The organism is Micromonospora sp. NPDC003241 (assembly GCF_053589795.1).
Genome location: NZ_JBSFSO010000001.1, coordinates 268,096 through 288,770 on the forward strand (window position 1 = coordinate 268,096; position 20,675 = coordinate 288,770).

20 protein-coding genes are annotated in these 20,675 nt (G+C 72.8%); 7 read left to right on the top strand and 13 right to left on the bottom strand.

Going from position 1 to position 20,675, the window contains the following annotated elements; all coding sequences use genetic code 11:
• Positions 1-173: 173 nt before the first annotated feature.
• The 7 genes from ACWDVW_RS01295 to ACWDVW_RS01325 form a co-directional block, all read right to left on the bottom strand.
• Positions 174-1,358, bottom strand: coding sequence for an ABC transporter permease (locus ACWDVW_RS01295; protein ID WP_449943269.1), 1,185 nt, complete (start codon positions 1,356-1,358; stop codon positions 174-176).
• Positions 1,355-2,071, bottom strand: a complete 717-nt coding sequence (locus ACWDVW_RS01300) for an ABC transporter ATP-binding protein (RefSeq protein WP_449943271.1) — start codon at positions 2,069-2,071, stop codon at positions 1,355-1,357. Before ACWDVW_RS01300 ends, ACWDVW_RS01295 begins: the two co-directional genes overlap by 4 nt.
• Positions 2,068-3,453 carry an efflux RND transporter periplasmic adaptor subunit gene (locus ACWDVW_RS01305; RefSeq protein ID WP_449943274.1) on the bottom strand — a complete coding sequence of 462 codons (1,386 nt, stop codon included), beginning with the start codon at positions 3,451-3,453 and terminating at the stop codon, positions 2,068-2,070. The genes ACWDVW_RS01300 and ACWDVW_RS01305 overlap by 4 nt, the downstream gene beginning before the upstream one ends.
• A gap of 50 nt (positions 3,454-3,503) precedes the next feature.
• Positions 3,504-4,883: a hypothetical protein gene (locus tag ACWDVW_RS01310; RefSeq protein WP_449943277.1), complete on the bottom strand. Its 1,380-nt coding sequence runs from the start codon at positions 4,881-4,883 to the stop codon at positions 3,504-3,506.
• Positions 4,884-5,179: 296 nt separating this feature from the next.
• Positions 5,180-5,767, bottom strand: coding sequence for a TetR/AcrR family transcriptional regulator (locus tag ACWDVW_RS01315; RefSeq protein ID WP_449943279.1), 588 nt, complete (start codon positions 5,765-5,767; stop codon positions 5,180-5,182).
• Complete coding sequence (locus ACWDVW_RS01320; protein ID WP_449943282.1) at positions 5,760-6,560, bottom strand: alpha/beta fold hydrolase; 801 nt, start codon at positions 6,558-6,560, stop codon at positions 5,760-5,762. The genes ACWDVW_RS01315 and ACWDVW_RS01320 overlap by 8 nt, the downstream gene beginning before the upstream one ends.
• A gap of 161 nt (positions 6,561-6,721) precedes the next feature.
• Positions 6,722-7,642, bottom strand: coding sequence for a proline dehydrogenase family protein (locus ACWDVW_RS01325; RefSeq protein WP_449943284.1), 921 nt, complete (start codon positions 7,640-7,642; stop codon positions 6,722-6,724).
• A gap of 227 nt (positions 7,643-7,869) precedes the next feature.
• Here ACWDVW_RS01325 and ACWDVW_RS01330 point away from each other — a divergent pair, with 227 nt between their 5' ends.
• The 3 genes from ACWDVW_RS01330 to ACWDVW_RS01340 are packed head-to-tail and all read left to right on the top strand — an operon-like array spanning position 7,870 to position 9,902.
• Positions 7,870-8,157, top strand: coding sequence for a hypothetical protein (locus tag ACWDVW_RS01330; protein WP_449943287.1), 288 nt, complete (start codon positions 7,870-7,872; stop codon positions 8,155-8,157).
• A 2-nt stretch (positions 8,158-8,159) separates the two neighbouring features.
• Complete coding sequence (locus ACWDVW_RS01335; protein WP_449943289.1) at positions 8,160-9,326, top strand: glutathionylspermidine synthase family protein; 1,167 nt, start codon at positions 8,160-8,162, stop codon at positions 9,324-9,326.
• A gap of 18 nt (positions 9,327-9,344) precedes the next feature.
• Positions 9,345-9,902: a CGNR zinc finger domain-containing protein gene (locus ACWDVW_RS01340; RefSeq protein WP_350693045.1), complete on the top strand. Its 558-nt coding sequence runs from the start codon at positions 9,345-9,347 to the stop codon at positions 9,900-9,902.
• A gap of 117 nt (positions 9,903-10,019) precedes the next feature.
• Here the strand turns inward: ACWDVW_RS01340 and ACWDVW_RS01345 are convergent, their stop codons facing one another.
• Entirely contained in the window at positions 10,020-10,829 is an 810-nt protein-coding gene (locus tag ACWDVW_RS01345) for a sugar phosphate isomerase/epimerase family protein (RefSeq protein WP_350693046.1), read from the bottom strand.
• A gap of 99 nt (positions 10,830-10,928) precedes the next feature.
• Complete coding sequence (locus ACWDVW_RS01350; protein ID WP_449943293.1) at positions 10,929-11,873, bottom strand: Ppx/GppA phosphatase family protein; 945 nt, start codon at positions 11,871-11,873, stop codon at positions 10,929-10,931.
• A gap of 73 nt (positions 11,874-11,946) precedes the next feature.
• Between ACWDVW_RS01350 and ACWDVW_RS01355 the strand changes: the two genes are divergently transcribed.
• Positions 11,947-12,756, top strand: coding sequence for a hypothetical protein (locus ACWDVW_RS01355; protein WP_449943296.1), 810 nt, complete (start codon positions 11,947-11,949; stop codon positions 12,754-12,756).
• A gap of 22 nt (positions 12,757-12,778) precedes the next feature.
• Here ACWDVW_RS01355 and ACWDVW_RS01360 read toward each other — a convergent pair whose 3' ends face one another.
• Positions 12,779-13,462 (bottom strand): response regulator, encoded by a 684-nt coding sequence (locus tag ACWDVW_RS01360; RefSeq protein ID WP_396741878.1) that lies wholly within the window; start codon positions 13,460-13,462, stop codon positions 12,779-12,781.
• 60 nt (positions 13,463-13,522) lie between these two features.
• Positions 13,523-14,812 carry an ATP-binding protein gene (locus tag ACWDVW_RS01365; protein WP_449943299.1) on the bottom strand — a complete coding sequence of 430 codons (1,290 nt, stop codon included), beginning with the start codon at positions 14,810-14,812 and terminating at the stop codon, positions 13,523-13,525.
• Positions 14,813-15,011: 199 nt separating this feature from the next.
• On the opposite strand from ACWDVW_RS01365, the gene phoU reads away from it, so the two are divergent.
• Positions 15,012-15,662: a phosphate signaling complex protein PhoU gene (gene phoU / locus ACWDVW_RS01370; RefSeq protein WP_350693054.1), complete on the top strand. Its 651-nt coding sequence runs from the start codon at positions 15,012-15,014 to the stop codon at positions 15,660-15,662.
• A gap of 83 nt (positions 15,663-15,745) precedes the next feature.
• Here phoU and ACWDVW_RS01375 read toward each other — a convergent pair whose 3' ends face one another.
• Complete coding sequence (locus ACWDVW_RS01375) at positions 15,746-16,513, bottom strand: phosphoglyceromutase (RefSeq protein WP_350693055.1); 768 nt, start codon at positions 16,511-16,513, stop codon at positions 15,746-15,748.
• A gap of 153 nt (positions 16,514-16,666) precedes the next feature.
• Between ACWDVW_RS01375 and ACWDVW_RS01380 the strand changes: the two genes are divergently transcribed.
• Positions 16,667-17,974 (top strand): MDR family MFS transporter, encoded by a 1,308-nt coding sequence (locus tag ACWDVW_RS01380; protein ID WP_449943303.1) that lies wholly within the window; start codon positions 16,667-16,669, stop codon positions 17,972-17,974.
• A 49-nt stretch (positions 17,975-18,023) separates the two neighbouring features.
• The gene (locus tag ACWDVW_RS01385; protein WP_449943306.1) at positions 18,024-19,373 is read left to right on the top strand and encodes an MFS transporter; all 1,350 of its coding nucleotides are present in this window, start codon (positions 18,024-18,026) and stop codon (positions 19,371-19,373) included.
• Between the two features lie 420 nt (positions 19,374-19,793).
• Here the strand turns inward: ACWDVW_RS01385 and ACWDVW_RS01390 are convergent, their stop codons facing one another.
• The gene (locus ACWDVW_RS01390) at positions 19,794-20,573 is read right to left on the bottom strand and encodes a hypothetical protein (RefSeq protein WP_449943519.1); all 780 of its coding nucleotides are present in this window, start codon (positions 20,571-20,573) and stop codon (positions 19,794-19,796) included.
• Positions 20,574-20,675 lie beyond the last annotated feature (102 nt).

Sequence of the window (20,675 nt, forward strand, 5' to 3'; positions counted from 1 at the left end):
GCGCGGCCGGCGACGCGCGTGTTACCAGTACGGTAGCGGGACGGCTGTGACCGGCGCGATCCCTTCCTGCAACTGATCATGGTTCGATCGGGGCGGCGGGGCGAAAAACCCCTGGTCGAGTGGATGCGAGCCAATCCGGCAACCGATCATCCTCGGCCACCTGACGGGAACCGTCACTCGGCGCGCAGCGCGACCACCGGGTCGAGTCGACCGGCCCGCTGCGCGGGCAGCACCCCGAAGACGATCCCGACCGCGGCCGAGACGCCGAAGGCCAGCGCCAGCGACCACCAGGTCACCGCCGCCGGGATCGGCGACACCGCGGCCACCAGCAGCGCCCCGCCGACCCCGAGGGCCATCCCGGTGATCCCGCCGACCGAGGTCAGCAGCACCGCCTCCAGCAGGAACTGCACGCCGATGTCGCGCGGACGGGCCCCGACCGCCTTGCGCAGCCCGATCTCCCGGGTCCGCTCGCGTACCGAGACGAGCATGATGTTGGAGACGCCGACGCCGCCGACCAGCAGCGAGATCCCGGCGATGGCAGCGAGTACGCCGGTCAGGATGCCGAGGATGTCGCCCAGCACGCCGAGGATCTGCTCCTGGGTGACCGCGCTGAACTCGGTGCCCGGATGCCGGCCGTTCAACTCGGCCACGATTCGCTCGCCCAGTTCGTCGATACGCTCCCGGTCCGGTGCCTTGACCGCGATCGCGTCGACCCGCTGGGTGCCGTACAACCGTTGGGCCGCCGTCACCGGGATGTGCACCTCGTCGTCCCGGTCGACGCCGAGGCTCTGCCCCAGCGGGGTGAAGACGCCGATCACCCGGAACCGTACGCCGGCCACGGTGACCTGCTGGCCGACCGCCTCCCGGTCCGGGAACAGCGCCCGGGCCACCGAGTCGCCGAGCACCGCGACGCGGCGACCGGTGTCCACGTCGGAGCGGGTCAGGTAGCGGCCCCGACCCAGCTCCCGGGCGAAGACCTCCGGGGTGGTCTCCAGCACCCCCTGCACGGTGGTGAAGTCCTGCCGGGTGCCGGCCCGTACGGTGGCGCCGGAGGCGACCGTCACGGCCACCCGACTCGGATCCCCGACCACCCGGCCGACCGCGTCCACGTCCTTGAGGGTCAGCGGGGAGACCGCCGGGGCGGACCCGACGTCGAGCCGCCCCGGCACGACCAGCAGCAGGTTGGAGCCGAGCCCCTCGACCTGCTGTTCCACCGTCTGCTTCGTACCGGTGCCGATCGCCACCAGCAGCACCACCGACGCGACCCCGATGATCACCCCGAGCATGGTCAACGCGCTGCGCATCCGGTTCGCGCGCAGCGCGTCCCAGGCCACCCGCCACGCCTCGGCCAGCCTCACCGGCGTACCTCGTCGTCCGGACCGGCCGCGCTGTCCGCGACCATCACCCCGTCGCGCATCGTGATCCGGCGTCGGGCCCGGGCCGCCACCTCCGCGTCGTGGGTGACCATCACCAGCGCCACGCCGGACTCCGCGTTGAGCCGTTCCAGCAGTTCCAGGACGGCCGCGCCGGTGCTGCTGTCCAGGTTGCCGGTCGGCTCGTCGGCGAGCAGCACCGTCGGGTCGGTGACCAGCGCCCGCGCGATCGCGACCCGCTGCTGTTCGCCGCCGGAGAGCTGGTTGGGCCGGTGGTCCAACCGGTGTCCCAGACCGACCCGCCCGAGCATCGCGGCGGCCCGGGTACGGCGTTCGCGGGCCCCCACCCCCCGATAGACCAGGGGCAACGCCACGTTGTCCACCGCCGAGGTACGCGCCAGCAGGTGGAACGCCTGGAAGACGAAGCCGATGGTCTCGTTGCGCAGCCGCGCCAACTCGGGTGGGGAGAGCGAGCCGACCTGCCGCCCGCCGATCGCCAGCCGGCCACCGGTCGGCCGGTCGAGCCCGCCGAGCAGGTGCATCAGGGTGGACTTGCCCGAGCCGGACGGCCCGATCAGCGCCACGTAGTCACCGGCCGCCACGGTCAGCGTGACCCCGCGCAGGGCGGGTACGGAGATCCCGTCGAGCTGGTACGTCCGGGAGACGTCGACCGCCTCGATCGCCGGAGCCCGGCTCACCCGACCTCCTGGCCGTCCCGGACCTGGTCGGTGCCGCGCACCACGATCCGGTCGCCGGGCTGCACCCCGTCGACGATCTGCACCAGGTCCTGGCCCTGCACGCCGACGGTGACCGCCGCCTGACCGGCCCGACCGTCGCGGATCAGCCAGACCGTGTCCCGCCCGTCGACGGAGAAGACCGCCGAGGCGGGTACGGTCACCGCGTCCGCCGCCTCCCGGACCCGCAGCCGCACCACCGCGTTCATGCCGGGGCGCGGCGCCGGAGCCGGTTCCGCCTCGCCGAACCGCCCCGGGCCGAGGGAGAGCCGGACGCGATAGCTGACCCCGCCCCGGGCCGAGGTGCTGGGCAGCACGTCGATCGACTTCACGGTGGCGTCGTACACGGCACCGGTCACCGCGTCCAGCTCCACCGTGCCGGTCAGCCCGGTCCGGACCAGCAGCACGTCGGTCTCGTCGACCTCGGCCAGCAGACCCAGCTCGCCGGTGTCCACCACGGTCAACACCGGAGTGCCGGCGGTGACCCGGCCGCCGACCGGGACGGCGGTGTCCACGCCGGGTGGAGGTCCCGCCGGGGCGCCACCGAGCGCGGCCGGGTCGAGCCCGGGCGGCAGCCCGCCCGATTCGAGCAGACCGGCGAGCGCACCGGACGGATCGCCTCCGGCAGCCACACCGCCCGGCTGCACCACTCCGGCGATCGGCGCGCGCAACGTCAACGCGTCGACGGTCGCCTTGGCCAGGTCGTACGCCTGCTGGGCCTGGAGGCGCTGGGCGGTGGCGAGCGCGCCGACGGCGGAGTTCAGGTTGCGGACGCCGCGCTGCACCTCGCGTACCGCCTGGTCGGCGGTGCGGGCGGCGGAGTCGTACCGCTTCTGCGCGGCCTTGACCTGGGCCAGCAGTGCCTTGCGCAGCTCCGGGTCGCTGATCTTGCGGGCGGCGGCGCGGGCTGCCTCGTGTGCCTCGTCGGCCGCGCGGTCGGTGCCGCGCAGGCTGCCGGCCAGGTCGCCGCCACCACCGCCGGGCCCAGCCCGTTTGGCGGCGTTGAGCGCGGCGCGCGCCTGCCGGAGACGCTCCCGCGCGGCGGGCGACTCGACCACGGCGAGCACCTGACCGCGCCGGACGCGCTCGCCCGGCTCGACGCGGAGGCTGGCCAGCGTGCCGTCGGCCGGGGCGGTCAGGGTGGCCGCCGCGCGGGCGGTGACGGTGGCCGGGGCGTCGATCTCCTCGGCCACCGGGGCGAGCGTGGCCGAGGCGAGTGAGATCGCCGGCGGGTCACCGCCGCACGAGGCGGCGCCGGTGAGGGTCAGGACGGCGACGGCGGTCAGGGCGGTGAGCAGGCGGGGCCGCGTGACTGCGGGCAGCCGCGGCGAGTCGGTGCGGCGCACCCGCCCATGCTACGAGTCGCCCTCGCCGGAGCTGCGCAGCGCCGCCGTGGTCAGCGCACCGTGGCGCGGATGTACGCGACGCACTCCTTGTGCAGGGTGCTCCACTCCTCGTCGAAGATCTCCTCGCTGACCTGTGCCGGCACGCGCAGGTCGTGCAGCACGGCCTTCACGAAGGCGCGCACCCGTTCCTCACCGAACCGGTCGACGAAGTAGCGGACCGCCAGGAACGCGGCGCCGTAGCTGCCGTTCACCTGCTCCTGCGGGGTGTCGGCGTCCGGGATCAGGGACTCCAGCTTCCCGTCCCAGTCCCCCTCGACCAGTTGGCGGACCGAGTCCAGCCCCTCGTACCGGCCGACCGGCTGGCCGTCGACGCCCGCCTGCTCGGCCAGCCCCTCGCTCAGCCACCACGTCGACTCGTCCGCGTAGTCCTTCTCCGGCAGCGAGGCGGCGTGGGCCAGCTCGTGCCGCAGCAACTCGTCCAGGTAGGGGCCGTACTCGAAGCTCTCCGGGCCGAGCACGATCTCGTAGTGGCCGCCGCCGACGTTGATCGCGTACCCGGCGCCCCACTCCGGCTGCTCACCGCCGTACCAGCGTTTCCACTCCTTCGGCCCGGCGTAGAAGATCCGGTACCGGTCGGGCGGGTTACCCGTCACCACGTACCCGTCGGCCACCGTCGCCGCCGCCTCGGCCCGCCGCAGCAGGCCGGGCAGCCGCGTGCGGTACGCCGGCGTGGTGGCCACGACCGTACGCTCGCCCACCGCCACCACCAGGTCGCTGACCTCCCAGGGCAGGCTGCCGGGCTGCCCGTTGGACCGGCCGTTCACCGGGAACGACGATCTCGACCTGGAGAACGCGAGCAGTCGGGGCTCCGCGCCGTCGCGCCACCGGGTCTCGATCACCACCGGGCTGGTCGTACACTCCGGCAGCACGAAGCAGTACCGGAACTCGACCGGCAACCGCCATTCGCCCGCCCGCCCGGCCGAGGTGGGCAGCCCGCCCGGGCGCGCCTCCCAGCGGGTGACCTTGAGCGCGGTCAGCGCGGCGTACCGGCGGCGCAGGTCCTTCTGCGCGGCGGGTGCGGCGATCGCCAGGAAGCCGGCCCGGTCGCGACCGAGCAACGCGGCCGACTGCTTCTCCAACTGCGCCGTGATCCGCTCGGCCGCCTGCCGGGCGGCGATCGTGGTCGGGTTCTCGGTCGGCGAGGCGGCGGTGGCGGGCTTCCCGAGGTCGGTGTCGGGCAGCCCGCCGGCCAGCAGCACCGCCGGCACGCCGCAGGCCAGCACCAGCACCCCCGCGACCAGTGCCGTCCACAGTGGCCATCGGCGGCGCGGGCTCCGGCCCGGCACGGGCGGCACGAACCCCGACGGCCCCGGCCAGACCGGCGTCAGCTGCGCCGGCGTCACGTCACCCGGCGCTGGCGTCAGCTGCACCGGTGTCGTCGGCGCCGTCTCGGGCGGCCTCGTGTCGGCCGGCGTCGTCTGCGCCGGTGTCGCGTCGACCGGCGCTACTCGGAGCGGCACTGTGTCGGCCGGCGCGGTCCCAAGCGGCGTCGTCACGGCCAGCGTCGGCTGCGCCGGGCTTGTGTCGGCCGCCCCGGTCGCAGGCGGTGTCGTGTCGGCCGGCGTCGGATGGTCGCCGGCCGTGGTTCCCCCGTCGGTCACCGGCGCAGAGTACGGGTCGACCTGCCCGCGCGGAAGTGGCGCGTCGGCCGACGGACGGACGACCGTCAGCCGGGGCCGGTCCCGGCGGCCCCGGGCCAACTCCGGTAGGCGACGCCGAGGGCGGTCACCATCTGGTCGAACGAGCGGTCGACCTCGCGCGGCAGGCCGAAGTCGCCGGCCGCCTCCAGCGACACGAATCCGTGCACGGCGGCGCGGAACATCCGGACCCCGTCCACCGCCGCCTCGCCCTCGATCCCGTACCCACGCAGGATGGCGTAGACCACCTCCACCGCGCGTCGGCCGGCGACCACGTGCGCGGGGTCGTCCGGGTCCGGCACCCGCTGCGTCGCCGGGTAGCGGCCGGGATGGCGGCGGGCGTACGACCGGTAGGCGGCGGCGACGGCCCGCAACGCGTCCTCGCCACTGCGACCGGCGGCTGCCGTGGTCATCTCGTCGGCGATCTCGGCGGTGGCCAGTGCGGAGAGCTGCTGCGCGAGCGCGTCGGCGCCCTTGACGTGCTTGTAGAGGCTGGGCAGCGCGACGCCGAGCCGGCCGGCCAGCGCGGCGAGGGTGAGCTTCTGATAGCCGACCTCGTCGGCCAGCCGGGCCGCCTCGCGGACCACCACCTGGGGGTTGAGCCCGGCCCTAGGCACGGTCGATCACCGCGAGGAACTCGGTCAGCTCACCGGCCATCGCCTCGGGCCGGTCGGCGTGCGGGTAGTGCCCGGCCTCGCTGACCATGCGCGCCTCGGCGACCGGGAAGAGTCGTCGGGCGGCACGCGCCTCGGCGGCCGGGTCGGCGAAGTCCGGGTCCTTCGTGCCCATCAGCACCAGCACCGGCTGCCGCACCCGGGGCGCGACGGCGGTCCAGTACGGCTCGACCGGAACGATCAGGCCGCGTACCGCCGCCATCCGGCCGGGCCGGCGCAGCGCGGCCACCATCGCCTTGCGGTACGCCGCGTCGTCGGCGGGCCGGTGGACCGGGAAGAGAGTCCGGTGGAACAGCCCGAACAGGCGGGCACTACGCAGCACCGCGCTGATGGCCAGCCGCATGAACGGGTTGAGCTTGCGCTGCTCGACGAACGCGCCGACCAGCACGATGCCCTCGACCAGGTCCGGTGCCTCGGTCGCGGCGAAGACGACGGCCGCCCCGCTGGACGAGTTGCCGACCAGCGTGGCCGGGCCACCACCGATGTCCCGGACCACCGCCAGCAGGTCGGCGCCGACCTCCGCCGGGGCGTACGACGGCCAGCCGACACTGGAGTCCCCGTGCCCCCGGACGTCGACCGACGCCACCCGGTAGCCCGCCGACACCAGCAGCGGGACCAGGTGGCGGTAGGAGTGGCGGTTCTCCCCCATGCCGTGCGACAGGACGACCAGCGGCCCCTGCCCGTGCACCTCGTAGGCGACGCGTCCACCGTCACGCTCGACATAGCTAACAGTCATAGCCAAAAGGCTAACCCTATTAGCTGGATTCGTCAAGGTGACGGCCCCGGATCGCCGGTCGACGGTCCGGGGCCGATGGACGGTTGCCTGCTCGGCGGCCGGGCTGCATGCCGGGCGGCCGGGCTGGTTCTGGGCGGCCGGGCTGACTCCGGGCGGCCGGGTTACTTCCGGGAGGCCACGGCGCGGGCGAAGAAGGCCAGGTTGGCGGGGCGCTCGGCGAGCCGGCGCATCAGGTAGCCGTACCAGTCGTCGCCGTAGGGCACGTAGGTGCGGACCGTGTAGCCCTCGCCGACCAGGCGGGCCTGCTCCTCCGGCCGGATGCCGTAGAGCATCTGGAACTCGAAGCCGTCGGGCCCCCGGTCGAACCAGCGCGCCCGGTCCTCGCCGATGGCGATCAGACGCGGGTCATGGGTGGCCAGCATCGGGTAGCCGTCGCCGGACATCAGGATGTTCATGCACCGGACGTACGACTTGTCCACCTCGCGGGACGACTGGTACGCCACCGATTCCGGCTCCTTGTAGGCGCCCTTGCACAGCCGTACCCGCGACCCGGCCGAGGCCAGCTCACGGCAGTCCGACTCGGTCCGCCGCAGGTACGCCTGGAGCACCGCCCCGGTCGACGGGAAGTCCTTGCGCAGGTTGGCCAGGACGTCCAGCGTCGAGTCGGTGGTGGTGTGATCCTCCATGTCCAGCGTGACGGTGGTGCCGGCATCGGCGGCGGCGGTGCAGATCGCGCGTGCGTTGTCGTACGCGAGGTGCTCGTCGAAGGTCTGGCCGAGCGCGGACAGTTTGACGCTCACCTCGGCGGCCGGGGTGAGGCCCGCCTCGGCGAGACTCCGCAGCAGGGCGAGGTATTCGTCCCGGGTGGCGTTGGCCTGCTCGGGGGTGACGGTGTCCTCACCGAGGTTGTCGAGGGTGACCGCGAGACCGTCGCCGACGAGTGCGCGGGTCACGCGCAGCGCGTCGTCGGTCCCGGCGCCGGCGACGAACCGGCGCACGACGTCCCGGGAGAACGGGGCCGTCGCGACGAGCCGCTCGACCCGGGTTGACCGGGAGGCGGCGAGGATGACGGAACGGAGCATGAGCCGAGCGTAACGCCCGAGCCACCCCCCAGCGCGCCCCGCCCGAGGTGAAGGAAGGGCCCCTTATTAACACTCAGGAGTGAGAGGGGAACCCTTCTATACCTGAGGCGTTAACAGGGGGCCCTTCCTTACACCCAGCCCGCACACCCAGCCCGCACACCCAGCCCGCGCGCACGATCCGCGCACCGGACCCCGGGCGACGGGCGTGGCGTGCATCGGTTACAACGATGAACGTGGAAAACCGCCCCCGCCGCCGGCTCCGGTCGGCCTCCGTGCAGCTCGGCGCACTCACCGCCCTCGCGCTCGCCCTCTCCGGCTGCAACATGTCCTCCGACGACGACGATGACGACTGCGCCATGGGCCCGTCCGGAGGCGGTGAGACAGTCGCCCTGGCCCTGCACACCCCGACACCGTCGGCCGCCACGGCCACGACGCAGGGCGCCCCGGAGCAGGTCGCCGCGTCCGTACCCGATCGTGGCGGCTTCGGCACCCATCTCGCCTCCTGCGGCGGCTGAGCGTGCGCCGGGAGCAGGTCACCCCGCGGCCCGACTGGGACGCGACCATCCGCGCGCAGGGGCTGGTGTACGTCGACACCGAGCTGCCCGACGGCGGGGTGATGTCGTACTGGGACGAGACCGCCGCGTACGCCTTCGGGCTGGACGAGGTGCTGCGGCTGGAGGAGGCCACCGAGGAGCTGCACCGGATGTCGGTCGCCGCCGCCGAACACGTGGTGGCCCGCAACCGGTACGCCGAGTTCGGCATCCCGCAGTGGGCGGTCGAGGCGGTGGCCCGGTCGCTGCGGGAGACACCGCCGACCCTCTACGGCCGGTTCGACCTCTGGTACGACGGCAGTTGGCCGCCGAAGCTGCTGGAGTACAACGCGGACACCCCGACCGCGCTGGTCGAGGCGAGCATCATCCAGTGGTACTGGCTGGAGCACACCCGCCCGGAGCTGGACCAGTGGAACAGCCTGCACGAGCGGCTGGTGGGCGCCTGGGCGAAGATCGGCACCGGCCTGCACGACCGCCGGGTGCACGTGGTCTGGTCGAACGAGGAGGAGAGCGGCGAGGACCACATGACCGCCGGCTACCTGGCCGAGACGGCCCGCCAGGCCGGGCTGGACGTGGAGCTGCTGCCGATCCAGGAGATCGGCTGGGACGGCCGCCGCTTCGTCGACACCGCCGGGCAGCCGGTCACCACCTGTTTCAAGCTCTATCCGTGGGAGTGGATGCTGGCCGAGCCGTACGGGCCGCTGGCGCTGGACCCGGGTACGCCGACCACCTGGATCGAGCCGGCCTGGAAGCTGCTGCTGTCCAACAAGGCGCTGCTGGCCGTGCTCTGGGAGCTGTACCCGGGGCACGAACTGCTACTGCCGGCATACCTGGACTCGCCGCGCGGTATGACCGAGTACGTCGCCAAGCCGCTGCTCGGCCGGGAGGGCGCAGCCGTACGGATCGTCACGGAAAGTGAGGAGATCACGAATCCGGGCGACTACGGCAGTGAGGGATTCTGCTATCAGGAGTTCCGCGCACTGCCCGAATTCAACGGAAGTCACCTGGTCCTGGGCGCGTGGGTGGTGGACGGCGAATCGGCCGGGGCGGGGCTACGGGAGAGCGCCAGTCTGATCACCGACGGTTACGCCAGATTTCTCCCGCACTACATCGACGCGCCACGTCCGGGATGAGTCGTCTACCGTTGGAGTGTGAACTTCGACGCGTACGCCCGGACCGGAGTTGACCTCGTCAACGCCCGCCTGGACGACCTCGACGACCTGCGGGCCATCTTCTGCGACGACCACGAGTGGATGCGCGACGAGGTCGCGGAGCGGGATCTGGCCACCTTCCGGCGCGCACAGAAGCGGTTGCGGGACGTCTTCGAGTACGGCACCACCGGGCGGGACGGCGAGGCGGTCGCCGAGCTGAACTCGCTGCTGGAGGTCCACCCGGTGCAGCCGCGCATCTCGGGGCACGACTCCAGCGACTGGCACATGCACGCGACCGGCCGAGGAGCCTCGGTCAGCTCGGAGTACCTGGCCGGCGCGGTCTGGGGGCTGTCGGTCTGGCTCTGCGAGTACGGCAGCGCCCGGTTCGGGGTCTGCGCCGACGACCGCTGCGGCAACGTCTACCTGGACACCTCGTCGAACTGCTGCCGCCGGTTCTGCTCGGAACGCTGCGCCACCCGCTCGCACGTGGCCGCCCACCGCGCCCGCAAGCGGGCTGCCGTGCCGGCCCAGAGCGACCCGTTGACCTCGGTGTCCTGACCGACCCTGCGGCCGACCGGCCGAGGCCAGACCGCCGCGCCGGCCGACCGGCCGCAGTCAGACCGCCGCGTCAGCCGAGCTGCTGAGGTCAGGCTGCCGCGCCGGACGCGACCGAGGTCAGGCCGCCTCGACCGGGGACGGCGTGTTCAGGTGCTGGCGGGCGAAGGCCAGCGCCTCCCGCAGGTCCGCCTCGCGCACCTGACGACTCTTCGCGCCCCGGGTGGTCACCTCGACCGCCACCGAGCCGGTGAAACCCCGCCCGGCCAGCGAACGCAGCAGTTCGGCGCAGGGCTGCGTGCCGCGCCCGGGCACCAGGTGCTCGTCGCGTCCCTCACCGGTGCCGTCACCGAGGTGCACGTGCGCCAGCCCGGCGCCCATCCGGTCGGCCATCTCCAGCGCGTCGGTGTGCGAGGCGGCGCAGTGCGACAGGTCGAGCGTGTACGACCGGTAGCCCGTCTCGGTCGGGTCCCAGCCCGGCGCGTACGGCACGAACTGCCGCCCGGCCATCCGCACCGGGTACATGTTCTCCACCGCGAAGCGCAGCCCGCCGAACTCGTCGGCCACCGTGTCCAGCCCTTCGGCGAAGGTGCGGGCGTAGTCCCGCTGCCAGGTGAACGGCGGGTGCACCACCACGGTCGGCGCGTGGAGCGTCTCGGCCAGCACCGCCGCCCGCCGCAGCCGCTCCCACGGGTCGGTGCTCCACACCCGCTGGGTCACCAGCAGGCAGGGGGCGTGCACGCTGAGGACCGGTACGCCGTAGTGGTCGGCCAGCCCGCGCAGCGCGCCGGCGTCCTGGCTGACGGCGTCGGTCCAGACCATCACCTCGATCCCGTCGTAGCCGAGCTCCGCGGCGAGCTGGAACGCCGCCGCGGTCCGCTCAGGGAAGACCGAGGAACTGGACAGGAGCACCGGGACGCGGGAAGTCACACCACCGAGGGTAGCCCCCAGCCCATTGCACTAATCCGATGTTAATCCGTGAATCGGATTCTACGGACACCTGGTGTCACATCGGGTCGCAGTCCGGTCTCACACCGGCGTGAGCCGATCCAGCCGGTCCAGGATCACACCCTCCCGCAGCGCCCAGGGGCAGATGTCCAGCGAGTCGACCCCGAGCCGGCGCATGACCGCCTCGGCCACCACGGCACCGGCCAGGAGCTGGTGCGACCGGCCGGCGCTCACCCCCTCCAACTCGACGAGCTGGGCCGGTGGGATGTGCCGGATGAAGCCGAGCACCTGCCGCAGCCCGGACCGGGTCAGCCGACGCTTCGCCCAGAGCCCGGCGCCGCTGGGCGCGGCACCGGCGAGCCGGGCCAGGGTGCGGAACGTCTTGGAGGTGGCCACCGAACGGTCCCAGCCCACCCCGGTCATCCGCTCGGCCACCGGCTCCAGCAGACCGTCGACGTACTCGCGCAGCTCGTCCACGGTCTCCGGCGCGGGCGGGCGGTCACTGCACGGGTCCACGCCGAGCCGGTCCCGGGTCAGCCGGCCGGCACCCAGCGGCAGCGAGACCGCCAGATCCGGGTCCTCGTCGATACCGGCCGCGATCTCCAGGGAGCCGCCGCCGATGTCCAGCACCAGCAGCCGACCGGCGGACCAGCCGAACCACCGCCGCACCGCGAGGAACGTCATCCGCGCCTCGTCCGCGCCGGGCAGGACCTCCAGGCGTACGCCGGTGGCGTCCCGGACCCGGGCCAGCACCTCGGCGGCGTTGGTGGCCTCGCGTACCGCCGAGGTGGCGAAGGCGAGCAACTCGTCCACGCCCAGCGCGGCGGCCGAGGCGCGGGCCGCCCCGACGGCCTCGACCAGGGCGTCCGCACCCGTGTCCCGGAGCGCGCCGTCCGGGCCGATCTGCTCGGCGAGCCGCAGCACCGCCTTCTCCGAGTGCGCCGGCCACGGGTGCGCGCCGCGATGGGCGTCCACCACCAGCAGATGCACCGTGTTCGAACCGACATCGAGGACACCCAGTCGCATGGGGAAACACTAGGGGAGATCGGATCGCGTCACTCACCGGCCATCCCCGTACACCACGCGTACGCTGGGCCGAGTGACTGGGCAGATCGAACTCCGCGTGCTGGTGGACGACCCGACGGACCCCCGCAGCCGTGAGGTCCCGCTGGACTTCCCTCGGGAGTGGATCGAGTTCGTCGACCCGGCCGACGAGCGGCACCTGATCCGGGCCGACCTCACCTGGCTGCTGTCCCGGTGGGCCTGCGTCTTCGGCCAGGGCTGCCACGGCATCATCGCCGGCCGCTCCGCCGACGGCTGCTGCTCGCACGGCGCGTTCTTCACCGACACCGACGACGAGAAGCGGGTACGCGGCGCGGTGAAGCGGCTGACCCCGCAGACCTGGCAGCACTACCGGCGCGGCACCAAGAACTGGACCGAGAACGACACCGTGGACGGCAAGAACCCGGCGCGGCGTACCGCCACCCAGGGGCCGGACGCGCCGTGCGTCTTCCTCAACGACGCCGACTTCCCCGGCGGCGGCGGATGCGCGCTGCACGCCCAGGCGCTGCGCGACGGGGTGCACCCGCTGGAGTACAAGCCGGACGTCTGCTGGCAGTTGCCGGTCCGCCGGGACCAGGAGTGGGTGAAGCGGCCGGACAACACCAAGGTGCTGGTCTCCACGCTGGCCGAGTTCGACCGGCGGGGCTGGGGCGCGGGCGGGCACGACCTCGACTGGTGGTGCACGTCCTCCACCGACGCCCACGTCGGCAGCGAGCCGATGTACCTCTCCTACGGGCCGGAGCTGACCGCCCTGGTCGGCGCCGCCGCGTACGCCCGGTTGGCCGAGCTGTGCGCGGCGCGGATCCGGCAGGGCCTGGTCGCACCGCACCCGGCCGACCCGGCCTGACGGCCGGTCGCCGGCCGGCGGATCACGGCTCGAACTTGTAGCCCAGGCCGCGCACCGTCACGATGTGGCGCGGGGTGGACGGCTCCGGCTCGATCTTGGAGCGCAGGCGCTTCACGTGTACGTCGAGCGTCTTGGTGTCGCCCACGTAGTCGGCGCCCCAGACGCGGTCGATCAACTGTCCCCGGGTGAGCACCCGGCCGGCGTTGCGCAGCAGCAGTTCGAGCAGCTCGAACTCCTTGAGCGGCAACTGCACCGCGCCGCCGTCGACGGTCACCACGTGCCGTTCGATGTCCATCCGGACCGGGCCGGCGGCCAGCGTCGGCAGGCCCGACTCGGTCGTCTCGGGGGTCTGTCGGCGCAGCACGGCCCGGATCCGGGCGACCAGCTCACGGGGCGAGTACGGCTTGGTGACGTAGTCGTCGGCACCGATCTCCAGGCCGACCACCTTGTCGATCTCGCTGTCCCGCGCGGTGACCATGATGATCGGCACGTGCGACCGCTGCCGGAGTTGCCGGCAGACCTCGGTCCCGGACATCTCCGGCAGCATCAGGTCGAGCAGGACGATGTCGGCCCCGGTCCGGTCGAACTCGGTCAGCGCCGACGTGCCCGTGGCGGCCACGGAGACCTCGAACCCCTCCTTGCGGAGCATGTACGACAGGGCGTCGGAGAAGGACTCCTCGTCCTCGACCACCAGTACGCGGCTCAACGGTGTTTCCTTTCGATCCGGGTCGGGCCGGGCGGGGAGCCCGGCCTGATCCATGTGTGGTCAGACCTGCCGGAGGTCGGCCGGACCGGCCTCGATCCCAGCAACCGGCAGTGACGCCAGCAGATCGTCCGGCGGTCGGGCCGGCAGCCGGAGGGTGAACGTCGACCCACCACCAAGAGTGCTCGTCACGTCCACCCGGCCGCCATGGTTGCTCGCGATGTGTTTGACGATGGCCAGCCCCAGGCCGGTGCCGCCGGTGGAGCGGGACCGGGCCTGGTCGGCCCGGTAGAACCGCTCGAAGATCCGGTCCACGTCGGTGGGCGCGATCCCGATGCCCTGGTCCGCCACGGCGATCTCCACGTGGTCGTCGGTGGCCCGCGTGGAGATCCGTACCGTGGTGTCCTCGCCCGAGTAGTTCACGGCGTTCTCCACCAGGTTCGCCACCGCCGTGGCCAGTTGGCTGTCGCTGCCGTACACGGTCAGTCCCCGGCCGGAGTCGGCCGTCACCTGGATCCGGCGGGCGGCGGCCGTGGTCCGGGTCCGGTCCACCACCTCGGAGATGACCCAGTCGAGCGCGACCGGCTCCGGCGCCGGCTGCGGCTCGGCGCCCTGGAGCCGGGTCAGCTCCAGCAGTTCCTGCACCAGCCGCCCCAACCGGGTCGACTCGTGCTGGATCCGCTCGGCGAACCGCCGGGCCGCCACCATGTCCTCGGAGAGGTCCGGCCGGTCCCCGTCGGGTGGTTCGGTGGCGTCGAGCAGCGCCTCGGCGAGCAGTTGCAGCGCGCCGATCGGGGTCTTCAGCTCGTGGCTGACGTTGGCCACGAAGTCGCGCCGCACCCGGGCCAGCCGGTGCGACTCGGTCACGTCGGTCGCCTCCACGGCGATGTAGCCGCCGCCCAGGCCCATCGCCCGCAGGTGCACGCCGAGCGGGTTGTCCCCGACGTTGTCGCGGCCCCGGGGCAGGTCCAGCTCGATCTCGCGGCGGACGCCGGTGCGGCGTACCTGCCCGGCCAGCGTACGGACCAGCGGGTGGGCGATGATCGAGCCCGGGCGGCCACCGGTACGCAGCAGGCCCAGCGCCCGGGCCGCCGGATTGACGAGTACGGGTACGTCCTCGGGGTCGAGCACCACCACTCCGGCGCGCAGCGAGTCGATCGCGCGGCGGCCGAGCCCGACCTGCACCTCGTCGGCGATCGTGTGCCTCCCCCTACCGAGCCGGAGACCGGCCCACCCACGTCCGGCGGAGCCCGCCGACCGGCGCGCCGCCGGGACGAACCGGGACAGCGACAGCCCGGCGACCACGCCGACCACCAGGGCCGAGGCCACTCCCACCGTCACCGCCCACGTCACCCGGCGATCGTAGGGTCATTGTTAACCCGGCTACCGTACGGAACGGGACGAAGCACTCTCACTTCCGGGAAAGTTCACCTGCGCGTCCGGCTCAGTTCATCGGCGTTCACCTGGGGTCCTCCCGGTGCTCCTAGCTTGGGCGGCGTACCTGCACGAACCCTCGCCGGCACGTGCCGGCGCCGACCGACAGGACGTGAGTATGCGCGACGAGTTCCGGGCCGATCTCGACACGGTCAGCCAGATGCTGGTGGAGATGGCCGAGGGGGTACGGGCGGCGCTGCGCCAGGCGACCCGGGCCCTGCTCACCGCCGACCGGCAGGCGGCCGAATCGGTGATCGCGGGCGACGCCGGGATCGACGCGCTCTACCGGCAGGTGGAGGAGCGGGTCTGTGACCTGCTGGCCCGCCAGGCACCGGTCGCCTCCGACCTGCGCGCCATGATCACCGCGCTGCACGTCGCCGCCGACCTGGAACGGATGGGCGACCTGGCCGACCACGTCGCCAAGACCGCGCTGCGCCGGCACCCGTCGCCGGCCGTGCCGGCGGAGCTGCGGCCGGTCTTCACCGACATGGCCGGCATCGCCGACCGGATGGCCGAGAAGATCGCCTCCGTGCTGGCGCGTCCGGACGCCACCGTCGCCGCCGAGCTGGACGGCGACGACGACGCGATGGACGAGCTGCACAAGGGGCTGTTCGGGGTGCTGCTCGGCGAGGACTGGCCGTACGGCGTGGAGACGGCCATCGACGCCACCCTGCTCGGGCGCTTCTACGAGCGGTTCGCCGACCACGCGGTGAACAGCGGCGAGCACGTCGTCTACCTGATCACCGGCGAGCCCGTCACCCCCGCCTGAGACCGAAGGAAGGGTCCCCTGCTAACGCCTCGTGCATAGCAGGGGACCCTTCCTAACGTTCGGGCCCGACGGGCAGGGTGCGATCAGCGACCCTGGTTGGCCACCGCGGCGGCGGCGGCCTTGGCGGCCTCCGGGTCGAGGTAGGTGCCGCCCAGCGTCTGCGGACGCAACTGCGGGTCCAGGTCGTAGCGCAGCGGGATCCCGGTCGGGATGTTCAGCTTGGCGATCGCCTCGTCGCTGATCTGGTCCAGGTGCTTCACCAGCGCCCGCAGCGAGTTGCCGTGCGCCGCCACCAGCACGGTACGGCCGGCCAGGATGTCCGGCACGATCGAGTCGTACCAGTACGGCAGCATCCGCTCGACGACGTCCTTGAGGCACTCGGTGCGCGGCATCAGCTCGGTCGGCAGCAGCGCGTACCGGGGGTCGCCGACCTGCGACCACTCGTCGTCGTCCGCGATCGGCGGCGGCGGGGTGTCGTACGAGCGGCGCCAGAGCATGAACTGCTCCTCGCCGTACTCGTTCAGGGTCTGCTTCTTGTCCTTGCCCTGCAGGGCGCCGTAGTGCCGCTCGTTGAGCCGCCACGACCGGCGCACCGCGATCCAGTGCCGGTCGGCGGCGTTCAACGCCAGTTCGGCGGTGCGGATGGCGCGGCGCATCACGCTCGTGTGCACCACGTCGGGGAGCAGGTCGTGCTCGCGCAGCAGCTCGCCGCCGCGGCGCGCCTCGTTCTCCCCCTTCTCGGTCAGGTCCACGTCGACCCAGCCGGTGAAGAGGTTCTTGGCGTTCCAGTCGCTTTCGCCGTGCCGCAGCAGGACCAGCGTCCCGACGGTGGGTCCCTCGCTAGCTGTCATGCGGATCATCCTGCCGCAACCCGCGAGTGGACGCGCGGGAAGGGGGGTGACGACCACCACGTGGAAAACGGGGTGACCGGGCTTCCGGCCGACATCTAAGTTGTAAGGGATCATCTCGATTATTGGTCATTACCGAAACGGGGGTGCGCCGAGGTGCGCGCGATACGGGGCTGGTTCCGGGACACCACAGGCGGGCTACCGAAGACGTTCTGGTATCTCTGGACCGGGACGCTGATCAATCGCCTCGGCTCGTTCGTCCTCGTCTTCCTCGCCATCTACCTCACCCAGGAACGCGGCTTCTCGGCCTCCCAGGCGGGCCTGGTGATCGGCGCGTGGGGCGTCGGCGGCGCGGTCGGCACCACCGCCGGCGGTACGCTCACCGACCGCTGGGGACGGCGACCCACCCTGCTCACCGCCCACCTCGGGGCGGCGACCATGATGCTCGCCCTCGGCTTCGCGCGGGACCTGTGGACCATCGCGGCGGGCGCGCTGCTGCTCGGCCTCTTCGCCGAGGCGGCCCGGCCGGCGTTCGGCGCGATGATGATCGACGTGGTGCCGGAACGGGACCGGCTGCGCGCGTTCTCGCTCAACTACTGGGCGATCAACCTCGGCTTCGCCTGCGCGGCGGTGCTGGCCGGCTTCGCCGCCCAGGCCGGTTACCTGCTGCTGTTCGTGGTCAACGCGTCGACCACGCTGGTCACCGCACTGATCATCTTCATTCGGGTACGGGAGACCCGTACCGTCACCGTGGGCATGCCCCGCGACGGCAAGCGCACCGGCGCACTGCGCACCATCCTCACCGACCGGGTGTACCTGGGCTTCGTGGCCCTGAACCTGCTCGGTGCGCTGGTCTTCCTCCAACACATCTCGATGCTGCCGATCGCGATGGCCGACTCCGGCCTGAGCCCGGCCACGTACGGCTCGGTGATCGCGCTCAACGGGGTCCTCATCGTCGCCGGCCAGCTCTTCGTACCCAGGCTCATCCGGGGCCGCAACCGCTCGCACGTGCTCGCCCTGGCGGCGGTGGTGATGGGCGTCGGCTTCGGACTGACCGCCTTCGCCGACGTGGCCTGGTTCTTCGGGCTCACCGTGCTGATCTGGACGCTGGGCGAGATGCTCAACTCCCCCTCCAACGCCACCCTCATCGCCGAACTCTCCCCCGGCGAACTGCGCGGTCGCTACCAGGGCGTCTTCTCGCTCTCCTGGCAGCTCGCCGGAGCGGCCGCGCCGATCCTCGGCGGCCTGGTGCGGGAGCAGGCCGGCAACGCCACGCTCTGGCTGGGCTGTGCCGCCATCGGCGCCGTGATGGCCGTCGGTCACCTGGTCTCCGGGCCGGCCCGGGAGCGGCGTGCGCTGGCGCTGCGTACCGCCGGTGCCGCCCCCGTGGTGACCCTCCAGTCGACCGCACCGCAGCCGGCGGCACCCCAGGCGGCCGAGCCGGTGGCGACCGGCAAGAGCTGAGTCCGCCCCTCGCGCCGCCCCGCCGACCCGCTCGGGCAAGATCTGTTAGGTGTCCGAACAGATCGAGGAGGTCGGGGTGCGGGCCGCAGACCAGCACGACGGCGGTACGCCCACCGGGTCGCGCCGCTGGCTCGCCGACACCGCCGGGGGACTGCCCGCCACCTTCTGGTACCTCTGGGCCGGGCTGCTGATCAACCGGGCCGGCGCGTTCGCGATGCTGTTCCTGTCGCTCTACCTGACCGCCGCCCGAGGGGCCAGCGAGTCGCTGGCCGGGGTGGTCGTCGGGGCGTACGGCGCCGGCGGGGCGGCCGGGGTGCTGCTCGGCGGGGTGCTGGCCGACCGCTGGGGACGACGGTCGACCCTGGTGTTCGCGCACCTGGTCACCGCCGGGCTGATGGTCGCCCTGGCCCTGAGCCAGCACCTCGCGATGATCGCGGCACTCGCCCTGCTGGTCGGCGTCACGCACTCGATGCCCAGCCCGGCGTTCGTCGCGGCGATCGTCGACGTGGTGCCGGAACACCGCCGCTCGCGCGCCTTCAACCTCCAGTTCTGGGCGTTCAACCTGGGCATGGCGGTGGCCTCGCTGCTCGCCGGACTGCTGGCCGAGGCGAGCTACGTCGCGCTCTTCCTGGTGGACGCCGCCGCCACGCTGGCCACCGCGTTGCTGATCGCGTGGAAGGTCCCGGAGACGTTGCCCGCCAGGTCGACAACCGCAGCGGGTACGCCACCACAGCCGCTGACATCCGTCCGGCGCCGACAGCGTCGCCCCGGCCTGCACACCGCGCTCACCGACCGGCACTTCCTGGTCTTCGTCGGGCTGACCTTCGTGCTGGCCGTACTGACCATGCAGGCGTCGACGATCATGCCGCTGGCGATGCGCGCGGACGGGCTCGGCCCGTCGGCGTACGGCACGGTGGTGGCCCTCGGCGGGGTGCTGATCGTGTTGGGGCAGCTCTTCGTACCCCGGCTCATCGACCGACACCGCAAGGGCACCGTCCTGGCCGTCTCCACGGCACTGCTGGCGGTCGGCTTCGGTGCGCTGGCGCTCGCCGACGACCTCGCCTTCTACCTGGGTGCGTGCGTGGTCTGGACGATCGGCTCCATGCTGGCCGCACCGCCGAACGCGCAGATCAACGCCGATCTGGCGCCGCCGGCCCTGCGAGCCCGCTACCAGTCGGTGTTCTACCTGGCCTTCCCGGCGGCGTCGTTCGTGGCGCCGACGCTCGGCGGGTTCAGCCTCCAGCAGTGGGGCGACGGGCACTGGCTGATCGTCGGCGCGCTCGGGCTGGCGGCGGCCGGTGGCCACCTGCTCGCCGGGCCGCCTCGGGAACGCCGGGTGGCCGCGCTGCGGCAGGCTCCGGCGGAACCCGTCGGCACCTCGGTCGCCGCCGCATCCTGAACGCGCCCACCGGCGGGAACTGGTCGTCGACGCCTGCGCGGTATCCGTCACACGCGTGGTGCCCGGTACGCGGGGCGTACCGGGCACTCGCGTCGTACGACCGGCGGCGGCGGGCGGCACTCACCCCCGTAAGCGACGCCCGCTCGCGCCGCCGGTCCAAACAGGTGGGGCACCGTCCCCCAACGGTGTTGATCCACCCGTCCCCCGACACCCCACTCGGTGCACGGACCTGATCGATCCGCCGCTCCCCCGAACGGTTCCGAGCGTGGCGCGGTGCAATAAAGTTAGTTCGGCCGGCAGGGGCTATTCAACTCGAACGGCTGTCTCGCCCGTCACAACGCGCAGTTCCGGCCCCCGGACCAGCACGTTTGCCCCTACTTGGCGCCAACAGCGGGTACCCGACCGCGATTCCCGCAAACCTCAGCCGTCCTCCCGATCGGGTGACTCGGTGCGGAAGAAGTTGCTCTGCCGACCGTCCCGCATCTGCTCCTGGAAGATCAGGTTCAACCGCCGCAGATCGAAGGTGTGGAACCACTCCTCCCAGGTGATCTCGCGGATCCGGCTGCTCTCCCGGTACCCCGGGATGTTGAACGTCAGCACCCCGGCCCGCCCCTCCCGCTCGGTGCCGCTGATGGTCGCCGGCTTCGCGCCGCGCGCCCGAGCCCACCGCTGGATCACCTCGTGGTTGGTGGTGACCAGGCTGCGACCGGGACGCTCCGGCTGATCCTGAAGCGAGGCGATGACCTGCGACGACCGGGTCGACCGCGCGGTCGACTTACCGGTACGCACCGCACCGCCCCGCGACGGCGCAGCCTTCGCGACCCCGGCCCGCCCCGACGTGCTCTTACTGGCCGTGGTGCTCTTGCGGGCCGTGGCGCTCGTACGGGCCGTGGACGTGCTCTTGCGGGCCGTGGTGCTCTTGCGGGCGGCGCTGGTCGTCTTCCGGGCCGTACCCGTCGTCGCCTTCCGGGCCGTCGTCGCCTGGCGGGCCGGAGTCGTCTTGCGGGCGGTGGTCGTCTTCCGGGCGGCGGTTGTCTTGCGGGCCGGACCCGAGGTGGTCCTGCTGGCCGTCGTTGCCTTCCGGGTGGTGGTCGCCTTCCGGGCCGGACCCGACGTGGTCTTGCGGGCCGCCGTCGCCCTGCGGGCCGGGGCCGCCTTGCGGGCGGTGGTCGCGCGGGCTGTGGTCGCCTTCCGGGCCACGGTGGTGGTCTTCCGGGCCGGGGTGGCGCTCCGGGCCGCAGCGGTGCTCTTGCGGGCGGTGGTGGTGCTCTTGCGGGCGGTGGTCGCCTTGCGGGCCGTGGC